18 protein-coding genes and 1 other annotated feature (1 of these 19 running past the window's edge) are annotated in these 15,443 nt (G+C 35.9%); of the genes, 5 read left to right on the forward strand and 13 right to left on the reverse strand.

Annotated elements, in window-relative coordinates:
- Positions 1-104 (reverse strand) — a binding site (T-box leader) (it extends 152 nt beyond the left edge of the window).
- A gap of 92 nt (positions 105-196) precedes the next feature.
- Both sleB and FHY60_RS10925 read right to left on the reverse strand, forming a co-directional pair.
- Positions 197-913 (reverse strand): spore cortex-lytic enzyme, encoded by a 717-nt coding sequence (gene sleB / locus FHY60_RS10920; protein ID WP_139905019.1) that lies wholly within the window; start codon positions 911-913, stop codon positions 197-199.
- A gap of 88 nt (positions 914-1,001) precedes the next feature.
- On the reverse strand, positions 1,002-2,267 hold the full coding sequence (locus FHY60_RS10925) for a magnesium transporter (RefSeq protein WP_139905021.1): 1,266 nt from the start codon (positions 2,265-2,267) through the stop codon (positions 1,002-1,004).
- A 502-nt stretch (positions 2,268-2,769) separates the two neighbouring features.
- Between FHY60_RS10925 and FHY60_RS10930 the strand changes: the two genes are divergently transcribed.
- Entirely contained in the window at positions 2,770-4,599 is a 1,830-nt protein-coding gene (locus FHY60_RS10930) for a YgiQ family radical SAM protein (RefSeq protein ID WP_139905022.1), read from the forward strand.
- Between the two features lie 3 nt (positions 4,600-4,602).
- Here the strand turns inward: FHY60_RS10930 and FHY60_RS10935 are convergent, their stop codons facing one another.
- The 3 genes from FHY60_RS10935 to FHY60_RS10945 all read right to left on the reverse strand — a co-directional run bounded on the left by FHY60_RS10935 (position 4,603) and on the right by FHY60_RS10945 (position 6,843).
- Positions 4,603-5,262, reverse strand: coding sequence for a hypothetical protein (locus tag FHY60_RS10935; RefSeq protein ID WP_139905024.1), 660 nt, complete (start codon positions 5,260-5,262; stop codon positions 4,603-4,605).
- A 151-nt stretch (positions 5,263-5,413) separates the two neighbouring features.
- Positions 5,414-6,304: a YegS/Rv2252/BmrU family lipid kinase gene (locus FHY60_RS10940; protein WP_139905026.1), complete on the reverse strand. Its 891-nt coding sequence runs from the start codon at positions 6,302-6,304 to the stop codon at positions 5,414-5,416.
- A gap of 107 nt (positions 6,305-6,411) precedes the next feature.
- The gene (locus FHY60_RS10945; protein WP_139905028.1) at positions 6,412-6,843 is read right to left on the reverse strand and encodes a CBS domain-containing protein; all 432 of its coding nucleotides are present in this window, start codon (positions 6,841-6,843) and stop codon (positions 6,412-6,414) included.
- 286 nt (positions 6,844-7,129) lie between these two features.
- Here FHY60_RS10945 and pssA point away from each other — a divergent pair, with 286 nt between their 5' ends.
- Entirely contained in the window at positions 7,130-7,645 is a 516-nt protein-coding gene (pssA, locus tag FHY60_RS10950) for a CDP-diacylglycerol--serine O-phosphatidyltransferase (protein WP_139905030.1), read from the forward strand.
- A 69-nt stretch (positions 7,646-7,714) separates the two neighbouring features.
- Here pssA and FHY60_RS10955 read toward each other — a convergent pair whose 3' ends face one another.
- The 5 genes from FHY60_RS10955 to FHY60_RS10970 all read right to left on the reverse strand — a co-directional run bounded on the left by FHY60_RS10955 (position 7,715) and on the right by FHY60_RS10970 (position 11,617).
- Entirely contained in the window at positions 7,715-8,044 is a 330-nt protein-coding gene (locus FHY60_RS10955; protein ID WP_139905031.1) for a hypothetical protein, read from the reverse strand.
- Positions 8,045-8,098: 54 nt separating this feature from the next.
- The gene (locus tag FHY60_RS17935) at positions 8,099-8,236 is read right to left on the reverse strand and encodes a hypothetical protein (protein ID WP_163215748.1); all 138 of its coding nucleotides are present in this window, start codon (positions 8,234-8,236) and stop codon (positions 8,099-8,101) included.
- A gap of 68 nt (positions 8,237-8,304) precedes the next feature.
- On the reverse strand, positions 8,305-9,174 hold the full coding sequence (gene sdaAA / locus FHY60_RS10960) for an L-serine ammonia-lyase, iron-sulfur-dependent, subunit alpha (protein WP_139905034.1): 870 nt from the start codon (positions 9,172-9,174) through the stop codon (positions 8,305-8,307).
- A complete protein-coding gene (gene sdaAB, locus FHY60_RS10965; protein WP_139905036.1) occupies positions 9,175-9,858 on the reverse strand; it encodes an L-serine ammonia-lyase, iron-sulfur-dependent subunit beta in 684 nt (227 codons plus the stop codon). It lies immediately after the preceding gene.
- Positions 9,859-9,958: 100 nt separating this feature from the next.
- Positions 9,959-11,617, reverse strand: a complete 1,659-nt coding sequence (locus FHY60_RS10970) for a nucleoside kinase (RefSeq protein ID WP_139905038.1) — start codon at positions 11,615-11,617, stop codon at positions 9,959-9,961.
- A gap of 244 nt (positions 11,618-11,861) precedes the next feature.
- On the opposite strand from FHY60_RS10970, the gene FHY60_RS10975 reads away from it, so the two are divergent.
- Both FHY60_RS10975 and FHY60_RS10980 read left to right on the forward strand, forming a co-directional pair.
- Complete coding sequence (locus FHY60_RS10975) at positions 11,862-12,566, forward strand: DUF421 domain-containing protein (RefSeq protein ID WP_139905040.1); 705 nt, start codon at positions 11,862-11,864, stop codon at positions 12,564-12,566.
- Entirely contained in the window at positions 12,563-12,943 is a 381-nt protein-coding gene (locus tag FHY60_RS10980) for a DUF4363 family protein (RefSeq protein WP_139905042.1), read from the forward strand. Before FHY60_RS10975 ends, FHY60_RS10980 begins: the two co-directional genes overlap by 4 nt.
- A 13-nt stretch (positions 12,944-12,956) precedes the next feature.
- Here the strand turns inward: FHY60_RS10980 and FHY60_RS18795 are convergent, their stop codons facing one another.
- Both FHY60_RS18795 and FHY60_RS18800 read right to left on the reverse strand, forming a co-directional pair.
- A complete protein-coding gene (locus tag FHY60_RS18795) occupies positions 12,957-13,319 on the reverse strand; it encodes an AAA family ATPase (protein ID WP_479723573.1) in 363 nt (120 codons plus the stop codon).
- The gene (locus FHY60_RS18800) at positions 13,283-13,522 is read right to left on the reverse strand and encodes an AAA family ATPase (protein WP_479723574.1); all 240 of its coding nucleotides are present in this window, start codon (positions 13,520-13,522) and stop codon (positions 13,283-13,285) included. The genes FHY60_RS18795 and FHY60_RS18800 overlap by 37 nt, the downstream gene beginning before the upstream one ends.
- 337 nt (positions 13,523-13,859) lie before the next feature.
- Here FHY60_RS18800 and fba point away from each other — a divergent pair, with 337 nt between their 5' ends.
- Positions 13,860-14,789, forward strand: coding sequence for a class II fructose-1,6-bisphosphate aldolase (gene fba, locus FHY60_RS10990; protein ID WP_139905044.1), 930 nt, complete (start codon positions 13,860-13,862; stop codon positions 14,787-14,789).
- A gap of 36 nt (positions 14,790-14,825) precedes the next feature.
- Here the strand turns inward: fba and FHY60_RS10995 are convergent, their stop codons facing one another.
- Positions 14,826-15,353, reverse strand: a complete 528-nt coding sequence (locus tag FHY60_RS10995) for a hypothetical protein (RefSeq protein WP_139905046.1) — start codon at positions 15,351-15,353, stop codon at positions 14,826-14,828.
- Between the last annotated feature and the right edge of the window lie 90 nt (positions 15,354-15,443).

The following is a 15,443-nucleotide window of genomic DNA, read 5'->3' on the forward strand; positions in this document are numbered from 1 at the left end:
ACTCCGAAGGGCACTTCGCATAAATCAGCATTAGGAATATCTCAGCAAATTATTCCCTCTCTGTAAAGCCTTTTTATGTTACTCTCCTTCTTCACTGTATTTCCGAGTAACTTACTATGATTTATATTTTTATTATATTCTATTTTTTGTGTTTGTCAACGGATATTTTTTATTGTCTACTAATTTTTTCTAGATTTTACTTGCAGAATTTATGCTTTCCAATAACCTTTATCACCGGTCTTGACCAAATCCATTTATTGGTTGTTTTAGCGGGATTATAGTAAAAAACTGCTCCTCCACTTGGATCCCATCCATTTAATGCATCTCTAGCTGCATTAATAGATGTCTGCTGCATTTCTGCATGTATTTGTCCGTCCACTATAGCAGTAAAGGCTCCCGGTTGGTAGACCACTCCGGCTATAGTGTTTGGAAATCTTGAGTCACGGGTCCTATTTAACACAACTGCTCCTACTGCCACCTGGCCTTCGTAGGGTTCACCTCTTGCCTCACCATTGATTACTCTTGCCAACAGCAGAACATTTTGGTCACTTGTTGTATTTGCAGCTGTGGTTTTGGAGCCGCCAGATGCAGTTCCAGTATTTATACCTAAAGCTTTCAACGTTTGAGTTCCTGTAACTCCGTCTACCTTCAAGCCATTCTTCTTTTGAAAAGCCTTAACCGCCGTGAAGGTCCTATAGCCATAAATCCCATCTACGGCTGCATTATAATATCCCCATCGCTTTAACCTAGTCTGAATTTCCCTTACTACGCTTCCCTTTGAGCCATAGGAGTATGTAACAGCATTAACTGCATTTTGATATGGCATCAAAAAAAACGTAGTTACCATATAGGTTACTATAATCACCACTGCATATAAAGCCTTTCTTCTCCCCTCAAAGAATTTTCCTAACATTGACTCCCCTCCTTTCCTGTTATGACATTATTTTGTGTTATTCTACAAAAAAAATGCATAATAAAAGGATGGCTACTGCCATCTTTTATTATGCATTCTTTTTAATTTTTCTTCTCTTATTGTTATAAAAATAATCATCTATAATATCATGTATAATTACAATTCCGCAAAGTTTACCTTCTTCATCCAATACCGGCACAGAAATCAGATCGTATTTTATGGCCTGTTCTACTGTATGCTCAATGCTGTCCGTTACATTTACTTTGATAATATTTGTATTCATTATTTCCCTGATGTGGGTATCCGGCGCTGCTACAATTAAATCTCTTAAGGAAAAAACTCCTTCCAGTTGATTATCTTTATCTGTCACATAAATATAATTTGCAATTTCATCATCAGGTTTTAGCTCTCTTAAAAGATCTATAGTTTCACTTACAGTTATATCCATGTTGAAGGATATATAATCCAGATTCATTATACTTCCTACAGTTTCATCTTCGTAACCCATAAGTTCACGAACTTCATCGGCATCATCTTTTTCCATATTCATCAAGATCTTCTCAGCAGTCTCGGCGTCCACCTCATCCAAAATATCTGCAATTTCGTCATTAGGCATTGCTTCCAAAACTTCTGCAGCCTTGGACTCACTCATAGATTGAAGAATATCTGCCTGTATTTCAGGTTCAATTTCCTCCAGGGTATCCGCTGCCAAGTTTTCGTCTAAACTCTCAAAAATTTTTGTTCTATATTCAGAATCCATATCCTCAAGTATATCTGCCAAGTCTGCAGGATGCAGCTTTGATAGCTTTTTATAGGGAACAGATAATTTTAAGTTGGCATTGACCATTTCCAAAGACTCAACATCATCCCACATAATTATGGTATCAGAAGGGTCCTTTTTAAAAATCTTATAGAAAGCCTTAAGGGCTCCCTCTAATCCAAACCTTCTTCCCAGAGCCAATACTCCGGAGTCCACCGCTACAACTCTAAGTTCACCGGCTATTTCAGCAATCTTCAAATCATTAACCCTGACAACTTTCTTACCGTTAACATCTACAATTTGCTTGTTTAGAAGATGCTTTGAAAGTAAATAGGAGTAGGTTCTAGGAATAATATCCTTTACTCCTCTAACCTTTATAGTAATCCTGCCTTTAACTCCTTCAAAAAACTGAATATTTCTGAATTCATAGTTAAAGACTTCACCATCCTTCTTTACCTTGTAGCCTATAGCACGAGGATATCCCTCTTCTGTTGTGACGTAAATATCAAAAAGCTTACCGATGCTTTCTTCAAATTCATCGTAAACATCTCTGTAAAGAATGGAGCTTAATAACACGCTTGTTAGTCTATTCATAAATATTCCTCCTTCTGCATAAGAGGAATACTTATCGCTTACTGTTACAGTAATGGCACATTCTCAGCCTATGTCAAATACAATAGCACTGTTGATTCCTCTTAATGCATTATTTTATTTTTATTTGACCTATGATACTGAGGGCCAGCATCCATTAACAATACACCACCTTAGACATTATAAAGGAACCGTAAAACTTAGGCTCCTTACAATAGTTATAACTTTTATTTCTATTATAATTATATTACAATTCACCTAAATTGCAACGTCATTTTGCAATTTTCAACGGTATTTAAGTAAATTTCTTAATTTTTCTGTAATACTTTTATTCTGCCTTTGTTTTTATGGCCAAATCTCATGTTATTGCAGGATTTCACCGATTAATATTTACACTTATTTATATACTTTCGACTTTTCCGCATTGCTATAATCTTAGAAATAACATATAATAACTTCATCAACAGTATTATATGAAACCTTATAAAGATTGGAGACCTTTTTAATGAAATTAAGTATGGACTTCCTACCTGTTTGCAAGGAGGATTTAATTAAGCGAAATATCAGTGAATTAGACTTTATTGTAGTCACCGGAGATGCATATGTGGATCATCCCTCCTTTGGGGCTGCGGTAATAGGAAGAGTTTTGGAAGCCCAAGGTTTTACCGTAGGCATTATAGCTCAACCCAATTGGAAAAACGTTGATGACTTTAAAAAACTAGGCAAACCTACCAAGGCCTTTCTTGTAACTTCTGGTAATATAGACTCCATGGTAAATCATTATACTTCTGCAAAGCGCAGAAGAAGAAACGACTTATATTCTCCCGGTGGTAAGCCAGGTTATCGCCCGGATAGAGCTCTTATTGTATACTGTAACAAGATTAGAGAAGCCTATAAGGATGCACCCATTATCGTTGGTGGTATAGAAGCCAGTCTCAGAAGATTTGCTCACTATGACTATTGGGACGACAGTGTCAGAAGAGGAATATTATTAGATTGCCGAGCAGATCTTTTGGTATATGGAATGGGCGAAAAGACTATTGTTCAAATAGCAGATATGCTTAGATATGGAGGAAATATAAAGAATCTCACAAACATTCGAGGTACTATGTACTTAGCTAAGATTATAGATGATCTCACAGACTATGTAGAAGTTCCCTCCTATGAACAAGTGTCTACTGATAAAAAAGCCTATGGTGTAAGCTTCAAGTTAGAATCCGCAGAGCAGGATCCTATCAGTGGCAAGATGCTCATACAAAAGCACGGTAATGAATATTTGGTGCAGAATCCTCCTCAGTTCCCTCTCACTGTTGAAGAAATGGATGACTACTATAGTATACCATATAGACGTGAAATTCACCCAATGTATGAAGGCCTTGGAGGTATACCTGCCCTACAGGAAGTTAAATTTTCCATAACCAGCCACAGAGGTTGTTTTGGTTCCTGTTCCTTCTGTGCTTTAACTTTTCATCAAGGTAGAATAATTCAAAACAGAAGTGCCGATTCTGTGGTTGATGAAGCAAAGCTATTAACCAGCCTAAAGGATTTTAAAGGATACATACATGACGTGGGGGGACCTACAGCTAATTTTAGACACAGAGCCTGCAAAATCCAAGATCAAAGAGGTGCATGCAAGGGTAGGCAATGTATGTTCCCTAACCCCTGTAAGAACCTCATTATAGATCACAGCGAATATTTGGGAGTTTTAAGAAGAGTCCGCAAGCTTTCCGGAGTTAAAAAAGTATTTGTCCGTTCAGGCATCCGGTACGACTATCTTCTATACGATAAAAACGAGGAATTCTTCAAGGAGTTATGTGAGCATCATATAAGCGGTCAGTTAAAGGTCGCTCCCGAGCATATCAGTGACAAAGTGCTTCGGCAAATGGGTAAACCAACTAAGGAGGTGTATGATAAATTTACCAAAAAGTACTTTGATATAAATAAAAAGTTAAACAAAAAGCAGTATCTTGTGCCCTATCTTATGTCCAGTCATCCCGGATCAGATTTAAACGCTGCAATAGAACTGGCTTTATATATAAAGGAAATGGGCTATACCCCTGAACAGGTTCAGGATTTCTATCCCACTCCCGGCAGTCTTTCTACAACTATCTACTACACCGGCTTTAATCCGATTACAGGCGAAAAAGTATATGTGCCTAAGACCCAAGAAGAGAAAGATATGCAGCGGGCATTGCTACAATATAAGGTTCCCGAAAACTACAAGCTGGTTCGTGAAGCCCTTATTAAAGCAGGCAGACAAGACCTCATAGGTAGGGGTAAACATTGTCTTATCCCAAGCAGCCCACCTAAAAAGACTAAAGGACGAAAGGTTTAAACCCTATCGTCCTTTATTTATCTTTATTGTATTAAGTGCATACTGCATAACCAGCATCCAAATTAAATCTCCAAAGAATAGATTAGGCATTACCTGCATACCACAAATTTTGATAACAATTTCTCCGATGCTTACTGCTGAGGAGCCTATAATGAAGATCAATCCGGTGTTATTAGATGTCTTCCTCCCTAAAACTATAGCCGCTGCTACGAAAAAGACAGATAAGATAGCGATAAAGACAAGTTCAATATATTCCCACTGCTTAAAGGCTATAATATAGCCAAAATGTTGTGTCCTCTGTATATAGTATTCCATGTTAAAAGCTGCCACAGAGTATATAATAAGCAACAATGCACTTAACATGATTACATAGTCAAATTTTATCGCATCATTCCTTAAGAATATGTACAGGCATAAAAGGGCCGTAATAAGAATAGTTGCTATATTTACTAAGGCAAAGAATTTGAATATGTACAGAAGCAAAATATTTTCAGATAAAAATAAAATTATGTTAGTTATAAACCTCAGCAAATTTATAATAAGAACCGAAGCAGCCACTCCTTTAATTTTGCTAGGACAATGCTTCCTAGCATTATACAGAGCGTGAACTCCCAAAACAATTAACAACAATTCAATAAAAATATATATATAAGACTTTAGCATTCCTATCTCCCTACTAACTTCTCTCAACATATATTTATTAGAAGGCGCGTTGAATTATTCAAGTTTTTCCTAAAAAAGAAAATTGCGAAACATTTTGAAATTGACATTTGACAATTCAAAAGTTGCTTCGCACTTTCTTTAAACTATGCTATTAGTGCACTATACCTAGTACCTCCATGCCGCCCTTTATGCACTCGATGGTCAATGGAAAGTCGGGTCCTCTCTCTCCATCTATATCCGTTACGATGTCTTCGTGGCATTCTATTGTCAGCTTATTGGTTCTAAAATATACAAGGGCATTATTATGACCTTCCTCTAAGTGGTCCCCCCTTAGAATTTTGATAAACAGCGATACAATATCCTTAATCATTGATGGTTTTATGATAATTACATCCAAGAGTCCATCTTCTAAAGATGCCTTATATGCCAATTTAAGGTTACCTGCGGTTTGTCCATTAAATATTAGCATAAGATACATATCTCCATCGTAACTCATTTCAGATGATTCTACCTTGATTTTAAGGCTTCTAAAGTTTGGAATCTGCTCTATTCCTTTTATGTAATAAGCCAACTTTCCCATAGTATTTTTTAAATTCACATCAGTTTTTTGTGATACATCTGTAAAAAGGCCTGTGCTGGCTACATTTATAAAATGCTTGTCATTTATCTTACCAAGATCTAATTTACGGGGACTGCTGTTTAGTATTCTCTCACAGGCTTCTTCAACGTCTTGGGGCATACCTATGTATTTTGCAAAATCATTTGCAGTACCAACGGGCAATATGCCAATGGGCAAAGTTATGTTCATTTCTTTCATGTAATTTACTACGTTATCAACAGTGCCATCTCCACCGGCAATCAAAATGTATTGGTATTCCTGGTCTAGATCTTTCAGCCCATCCTGTAGATTACAGCCAAGACTTATTCTATAGGGAATTACAGTGTAACCGTACTTTTGATGGGCCATTATAACCTTATCCAAATCTGTTATAATAGAGTTTTCCCCAGAATATGGATTGTAAATAAATTTAACCTTTTTCATTTTAATCTCCCCAAAAATTTTTCATAATAATATATTATATGTACATATGTAAATTATACCATCTAAACAAATAAATCCACAAGTCTTTCGACCGTGGATTAATTTTCCTAACTACAGCTGGGGCTACATGGCTCAGATATATTTTTTAATGCTTCCTCTGCATTATCGCTTAAGGTTGGTTCAACAGCTATATCACCTAATGCCAACATCCCCACCAATGTTCCGTTTTCAACTATAGGCAGTCTTCTTATTTGTCTTTCGCTCATTACTCTCGCAGCATCATGTATATCCTGGTCTGGATAACCGCATACAGGATTTGAGGTCATTATATCTCTTACAGTTTGATTCTTGCACTCTGTTCCTTTTGCAACAGATCTTAGTGCAATATCTCTATCAGTTACTATTCCTATTACCTTTCCATTTTCGCATACCGGAACTGATCCAACGTTATATTCACTCATAAGCTGCGCTGCTCTTTCAACATTATCATCAGCATTAACATAGGCTATATCTTTTGTCATTACGTCTTTTACCTTCATAATACCACCTCTCATAAATTCTTGACAACTTTATTATGTTCAAATAGAGGAATTATTATTTATGTATCTTTAAAAAATTCTTTAATATACTAAAAAGCTTAGACTATAGTTTTTAAGTATATATTATTATCATAAATGCACCTAGTATGCATAATTTTTTTATTTATATATTTTTCCCTCTTAAATAATTGTCTATGTTAGTGTATAATATATGTGGACTAATGTTTTTCCTCTTAATTCTCATATAGCTTCCACGCAATTATTTATTATTTTGAGGTGATTAATAATGCACAAAAATGCAATTCCTAATCTTTTTACTTTAGGAAACCTATCTTGTGGCATATTATCCATAATAATGACCTTTCATAAGGGAGATTTTAAGTTAGCTTGTTTCTTCATTCTTCTTGCAGGACTTATGGATAGATATGATGGTAGAGTTGCAAGATTACTTAATGTTTCAAGTGATATTGGTAAAGAGCTAGACTCATTAGCAGATCTTGTATCTTTTGGTGTAGCTCCATCAATATTGGTATTTTCAATGTATAAGCTTTATGAAATGGGCCTATTAGGTTATTTTATAGTATTGATTTTTCCCATAGCCGGTGCTTATAGATTAGCAAGATATAATTGTACTAGCTTTGACGGAATATTCTTGGGAGTACCAATAACTATTGCCGGATCCTTTATGGCACTATTTGCTTTTTTAACCATAGAGAAACCGTCAAATGTATTATTCCCAATAACTTTTCTAATTGTACTTTCATATTTGATGATAAGCAAGTTAAGAATAAAAAAGGTGTAACGACACCTTTTTTATTTTTGCTTTTGGTTTTGAAATAGCAATGGTTAACCATAGATCTAATAATTAAGTCTACTCCTTCAGCTTTAATTCAGCCTCTATCTCACTCTCAATGTATTGGGGCTCTATATGGCACTTTATCATAGATGACTTTAACTTGCAGTATTCAATATAACCGGCTCCTGTATCCTTCAGAGTATCCAGGAGCTCATCAATTATCTTTCCCAGTTCCTCAGCCCTTTCTAAGGCATCCTTTATGTCTTTTTTATGTGCCAGTGCCACACTATTTAACTCGTGCGCTCCGCCCACTAATAATCTATATGAATTTACCAGCTTTGAAATTAAATCTGCTATACTATTTATATCTGCATAATAATTTTCAACTACTTTTCTATGGCTCACTATTACCACCATCAAATAAATACTTCAAAACAATTATATTCTAAAAATCAGCATTTATACCTGCTTCTGCTCATCATCCTGCTCTATATAATCTTCATCTGCTTCATTTTCTATCAGATATTTCTCCCTTTTATTCTCCGGCTGCTCCTCAATGAACTCAATTGTATAATATTCTGGGTACTGAAAAAACATAAACCAATCTCCTCTTTAATAATACTTCCCTAATTAAAGTATTCTCTAATACTAAAAAGGTTCCAGGCTTATGCCCCCATAATATCCCTTTTATATTTTTCTCCTGTAGGAGTAGCAGCTAAACCTCCAAGGGCTGTTTCTCTTAGCTCATAGGGCAAGCTTTTTCCTACTCTGTACATAGCTTCTATAACTTCATCAAAGGGTATAACACTGGCTACACCAGCTAAGGCCATTTCAGCTGAACATAGGGCATTGACTACTCCTGACGCATTTCTTTTTGAACAAGGGCTTTCAACCAAGCCTGCAATAGGATCACAAATTAAGCCCATCACGTTCTGCAGGGCAATTCCAGCTGCCTGTAAGGAGGTTTCCGGCTTTCCCCCTTGCATTTCTACCAAAGCTGCTGCTGCCATCGCCGCTGCTGAGCCGCACTCAGCCTGACATCCACCTTCAGCCCCTGCAACCGTAGCATTTGTAGCAATTATTATTCCCACCTGGCCGGCAGTAAACAATGCATTTATAATATCTTCATCACCCTTACCGGTGCTTTCAGCAGCTGTTATCAAAGCTGCTGGGATAATACCACAGCTTCCCGCAGTAGGTGCAGCGACTATTCTACCCATGGAGGCATTTACCTCAGAACAGGAAAAGGCTCTGGCCATTGCCTTTAATATAGTATCACCCACAATTGAGTTTCCTTTATCTATGTACTTATTTAATCTATAGGATTCAGACCCAATTAGCCCCCCTACAGAAGTAAGTATATTTTTCCTCTTGAAATCAGCTGATTCCTTCATTACTTCCAGATTTCTTCTCATCTTTCCTATTACTTCTTCTCTGCTATACCCAGCTTCCATCTCTTTTCGTATAGCATACTCGTAAATTGGTATACTTTCCGTTTTGCAAATTCTTAATAATTCTTCACCGGATACCGCCATTTATTTATCTCCTTCCACTAAAGGATTTATTACTCTTATCCCTGAGATATCCTCTATCTCTGCTATTCTAGACTCTATAGTCGTATTTATCTTCTGATCACATTCAAATATCATGGTAGCTCTTTGTCCTTTATCACTTCTGAAAACTTTCATAAAGGCAATATTTACGCCGCCTTCATAAAGAATTGTTGTTACCTTTGATACCACCCCCGGAACATCCTTATGTTTGATTATGATTGTTGGATATTCTCCGGTGAAATCCACTCTGTCTCCATCAATATAATTGATTATAATGCTGCCACCGCCAATTGAAGCCCCTATTATTTCAGTAATTTTCCCGTCGTCTCTTGTTATTAAAAACTTTACTGAATTTGGATGGGCCTCCGGTAAATTAATTTCCGAAAAGGAAATATCTATATTCCTTTCCCTTGCGATTTTCAAAGATTCTCTTATTCTCTCGTCCCATGGATCCATGAGCATTATACCGGCAACTAAGGCCTTATCGGTACCATGACCCTTATAGGTTTTTGCAAAAGAGCCATGAAGCATAAATTGCACTTTTCTTATGGTCCCGCCCGACATCAATGCCGCCATCTTCCCAAGCCTGGCAGCACCGGCAGTGTGAGAGCTGGAGGGACCTATCATAATGGGCCCAATAATATCAAAAACACTGTAGCTTTTCAAATTTGATACCTCCTATGTAGATTGCGAAGCAGATAATTTTTTCTTTTTCTATTTTCCCTCTTAACCAAAATAATAAACCGCCCTTACGGGCAGTTTATTATCAATATTTGTAGAAGCAGCTTCCGCCGATAAATTCCCTTAGAATTGAATTTTCGGGAACTAACGAAGTATCTACTTCCTTAAAGAAGCTCAAGAAGCTTTTTAACTTGCAAGCCTCGTAGTATACTGGGCTGTCGTTTTTTATTTTAGAAAGCTCTTCCATAGCAAATTTTTTCAGAACACATAATTCATACACGAGAGTGGAGTTAAACATTACGTCGGACTCTTCTTGGAAAACAAAGATATTTTTTTCCTCTCCTCGTCTTATGGAAGGCCACATCATCAAGGTCTGCTCTCCACCATAACCTCTGGAAAGGAAATCTCGCACTATCCTTCTGATTATTCTTACGTCTGTAGTTGCAATTCGGTTATGGTCATCCAGATTAAGCTGAGTTAAGGCACTTATATAGATTTTAAACTTATTCTCAGCTGGTACAGTGGATGTAAGCAGGTCGTTCAGACCATGTATACCCTCGATTACCAACACCCCATTTTTAGGAAGGGATAGTTTTTCTCCATTCCATTCCCTCTTTCCTGTCTTAAAATTGAAGGTTGGAATTTCTATTTCTTTTCCCTCCAGCAAATATACCAAATGCCTATTAAATAAATCTAAATCCAAAGCATATAGTGACTCAAAATCCGGTTTTCCATCTTCATCTAATGGAGTATGTTCTCTATCTACAAAGTAATCATCCAAGGATATAGGAATAGGTATATGGCCGTTAACTCTAAGCTGTATGCCAAGTCTCTTGGAAAAAGTGGTTTTTCCTGAAGAGGATGGCCCAGCTATAAGTACTACTTTAATCTCTTTTCTGTCATTAATCATATCAGCTATATTTGCAATCTTCTTTTCATGCAGCGCCTCTGCTACTCTGATTATATCAATAATCTCTCCGCTTTCAACCTTATCATTTAAAGATCCCACATCTCCCACTCCCAAAATATTTCCCCACTGCTCAGTTTCATAGAAAATTTTTGCAAGTTTTTTTCTCTCTACCAAAGGGGGGATTTCATTAGGATTAGCCTCTGTTGGAAATCTAAGTAGAAAACCCGGTTCGTAATATATGAGATCGAATATATTAGCTATACCTGTTGAATCTGCCATGAAACCATAGAAGTAATCATATCTTCCATCAAGTTCGTACAGTTTAAGTCTTTGGATGTCAATATGTTTTAGCAGTCTAACCTTATCCGCCAATCCATAGCCTTCGAAAATCATTATCGCTTCTTCTTTTACCACATACACCTTATTAATTGGTAAGTTTCTGTTAATAATTTCTGTCATCCTTGCTTTTATTTTAATTATGTCTTCACTGTCTAGTGCGGGTTCTTTATGAATTTCTCCAAAGAGCCCTTTACTTATTGTATGCTCTATACTTATTGTTGCATTTGGAAACAGATCATATACTGCTTTTATCAGGATAAACTGAAGTGTTCTGACATAAGCTTTCATACCAATGCTGTTCCTTATGTCTACAACTTCAAAAGTTCCAGATTCAGTGACTTCACTGGATAACTCCAAATAATTGTTGTTTACTTTACCTAGAATTGGGGGAATGTCCCCTTCTAATTTAAATTCTCTTATAATATCACATACTGTGGTTCCTCTATCAACAACTACATTGTTACCATTTTGCAGTAATAAATTTATTTTGCTCATTATACCTACCACCCTTCTTGTGCCAATATTTTCATTATGCACTCTAGTTTCTTCTATCATTTATGTATATATGCAATAAAGTTAAAATTCCGAATGTAATTACATTATACTTTAAAATTGATGTTTTTGTTATATAAATACATAAAGTTATCATAATCTTTTAAAATTTACATATCACTCATAATTTTTTGACTTTTATGAAAAAATATACTACGAGTAATTTGCAAAGCTTGGGGGATACGATATGTTTATTCTTTTATTTCGTACTATAATCTTATTTGTTGCTGTAATTTTTTCTATGAGAATAATGGGAAAAAGGCAAATTGGTCAGCTCCAGCCCTATGAATTAGTGGTAGCCATTATGGTTTCAGAACTTGCTTCCCTTCCAATGCAGGATACCCGTATACCACTGCTGCATGGAGTAATTCCTATAGCAACACTACTTATCATTCAAATAATTATCTCTATTCTGGAGTTAAAATTTGATAAAGCAAGAAGCATTATTGACGGTAAGCCCAGTATAGTTATTTGCAAGGGAAAACTGGTAATTTCAGAATTAAGAAATCAAGTATTTACTGTTAATGATTTAATGGAGGAACTAAGGATAAAAGGATACTTTAGTATCGAAGACATCGAATACGCCATACTAGAGACAAATGGCCAGTTATCTGTTATTCCAAAGACAAGTTCAGAGCCTGTTACCAAGGGAGATATGAATGTATCCTTAAAGGAAAAAAATCTTCCCCTTACTGTCATAAGTGAAGGAAAAATCATTCACCAAAATTTAAGAATATTAAAGAAAGATGAACAATGGCTTAAAGCACAATTGAAGAATAATCATATAAAGACTGAAAAAGATGTCTTTATTGCAATTATGAATTCAGAAGATGAGCTTTACATACAGGATTATTCAGAAGATACTAATAAATCTAAGGAGATAGAAATATGAAAAATGCTTTGATTTCCTTTAGTCTTTTTTTACTATTGCTTGTAGGGATGTATTTTTCACTTAATTATCTCAAAAGTACCTGTACCAAGATCCTAGCAGACAGTACAAAGCTCGAAGAACTCATTCTTGATGAGAAATGGGAAGATGCTGATAAACTCTCTAACGATCTTTATTATTATTGGGAAAACAAATCAATGGTACTTTCCATCTTTGTAAATCATATGGAGATAGATGCATTAAATAATGAAATATTAAAGCTAACCCAATATGTGAGAACAAAAAGTAAAGACGAATCATTAGCCAGTACACATGTTGTAAAGTTTTATACCAATAGTATAATAAACTTGCAAAAAATAACTATACAAAACATTTTGTAATAGTATTATATGATTAAAGTAAAAAAGGGTGGCAATCCACCCTTTTAATATTATAAATATTTTTTGCTTTTTCTAACTCTTCCCTGCAGCACCGTTCCACACTATAACTTGCTTTATGGTAAAGCTCCGTTAGTTCAGCATAATTTTTTTCTGAAACACTTTCAATCTTGCAGGATATATCACTCGCAGTGTTATGCCTTTCCTCCATACACTCTAATAGCGCTGATTGAATTCTAGGGGTTGCTCTGTTTATTTCATCTGCCAATAGAATGTTTGCAAAAACCGGCCCTCTTCTAAAGGTAAATTCACCAGGCTTTTGATTATAAAAGTTTATCCCGGCTAAATCTGAAGGCAGCAAATCCGTTGTAAACTGCACTCTTTTGAAATCTCCGCCAGTTGATTTTGCAAAGCCTTGGCCAGCATAGTTTTACCTGCACCTGGTACATCCTCCATAAAGACATGACCACCACAAATTATGCTGGTCAGAATTACATCTATTATCTTTTCTTTGCCGACAATTACTTTATTGATATTTTCCTTAATCTTCAAACTTAGTTCCTTGATATCTTCAGCTTTCACTCTAATCTCCCCGCAAGTTATAGAATTTAATTCCATTAATACGAATTTTACAATATTAATTATTACACAGGTTCACATTGAAATAACTACCAATTGTCTATAAAATATAAATGATAGTTTAAAATGTGGTTTATAGCAGAGAAAAATCCTAACTTTAAAAAGAGTTAATATGTATATCTTGGTAAAAAAGAAAGCTGAAGAGTAAAAAAGTTATAAAAAATCCATAATAGATATAGAAAAATAAAGCTGATTGCTTTATAATGAAATTGTACATATAAGTCCCAGTGGGTCATTGTATGTCCCAAACCATGTATTTTATATGAAAGGTGGAATATAAATGGCATTAGTTACAACTAAAGAAATGTTCAAAAAGGCCTATGAAGGCGGCTATGCTATCGGTGCATTCAACATCAATGACATGGAAATTATCCAGGGAGTTGTAAATGGAGCAAAAGCAAAGAATTCAGCAGTAATTCTTCAGTGCTCAACAGGAGCATTAAAATATGCAGGTGCAAGATACTTAAAGGCTATGGTTGATGCTGCTGTGGCTGAAACCGGATTAGATATAGCATTACATCTTGATCACGGTCCAGATTTAGATGCTGTTAAACAGGCAATAGATGCTGGATTTACATCCGTTATGTTTGATGGCTCTCACTTTGAATACGAAGAGAATGTAAGAAGAACAAAGGAAGTAGTTGAATACGCTCATGCTAGAGGCGTTGTTGTTGAAGCTGAGCTGGGAGTACTTGCCGGTGTTGAAGATGATGTTCAAAGCGATCATCATGTATACACTGACCCAGATCAAGCTGTAGACTTTGTAAACAGAACTGGCGTTGATTCCTTAGCTATAGCTATTGGAACAAGCCACGGTGCATTTAAGTTTACAGGCGAAGCTAAATTAAGATTTGATATCCTTGAAGAAATTCAAAAGAAGTTACCTGGATTCCCAATTGTTCTTCACGGAGCTTCAGCTGTTGATCCAGAAGCTGTTGCTACATGCAACAAATACGGCGGAAACATTGCCGGTGCTAAAGGAATTCCTGTTGAAATGTTAAGAAAGGCAGCATCAATGGCTGTATGTAAGATTAATATGGATACAGACCTAAGACTTGCTATGACTGCAGGAATAAGAAAAGTATTTGGAGAAAATCCAAAGGAATTTGACCCAAGAAAGTACCTTGGAGAAGCTAGAACTGCTATCCAGAAGACTGTTGAAGATAAAATAGAAAATGTACTTGGTTCCGTAAACTCAATGAGCAAGTAATTTTAATGTAAAAAACCACGGTTATCCGTGGTTTTTTTACTTTATCTCTTTTACACACCAGCGATTATCTTCCTTTATTATCAATAGAATTTCCTCTGTAGGTTCAGCGGGCCCTGAAGAGGTTTCCCAACAGTACTTAATTTTAACCTCATAGATATCATTTGTAAGTTGCTTTCTGCTTAAAACCTCATACTTACTGAGCCAAGGACTGGATCCACCTATAATCCAAAAGCTTTCATCAGCCTTGCCCCACTTTTTAATCATCTCTTCTTTTAGTTTTTCACAGGCAACTGCATATTTAAAGACACCATTTCTCATCTTATCGGCTTTTGTCCAAAGTTCTATGACCTGGTCTAAGCTTGTAGCGCCAAACTCATCCAAAGCCTGCTGAAAAAAGGATACCTGTGCCTTTGATTGCTGGTGAGACACCGGCTCTCTACCGATGCTCTTTTCAACTATTTTGCTTTGAGGTTCAATTCTTGCACTTACATTTTTTACTTGTGGCATTGAAAGAAGCATTGCTCCAATAAATATCAGTAAAATTAAATCCCTTATTCTGTTCAAAAACCTCACATCCTTTGATAAACTAATTTATATTTAGCTTATCTCATTGTGAGGTTTATTATTTAAAAAAATTAAATATTCGCTATAAAT

Origin of the sequence: Clostridium thermarum, from assembly GCF_006351925.1 — a bacterium.
Taxonomy (GTDB): domain Bacteria; phylum Bacillota; class Clostridia; order Clostridiales; family Clostridiaceae; genus Clostridium_AU; species Clostridium_AU thermarum.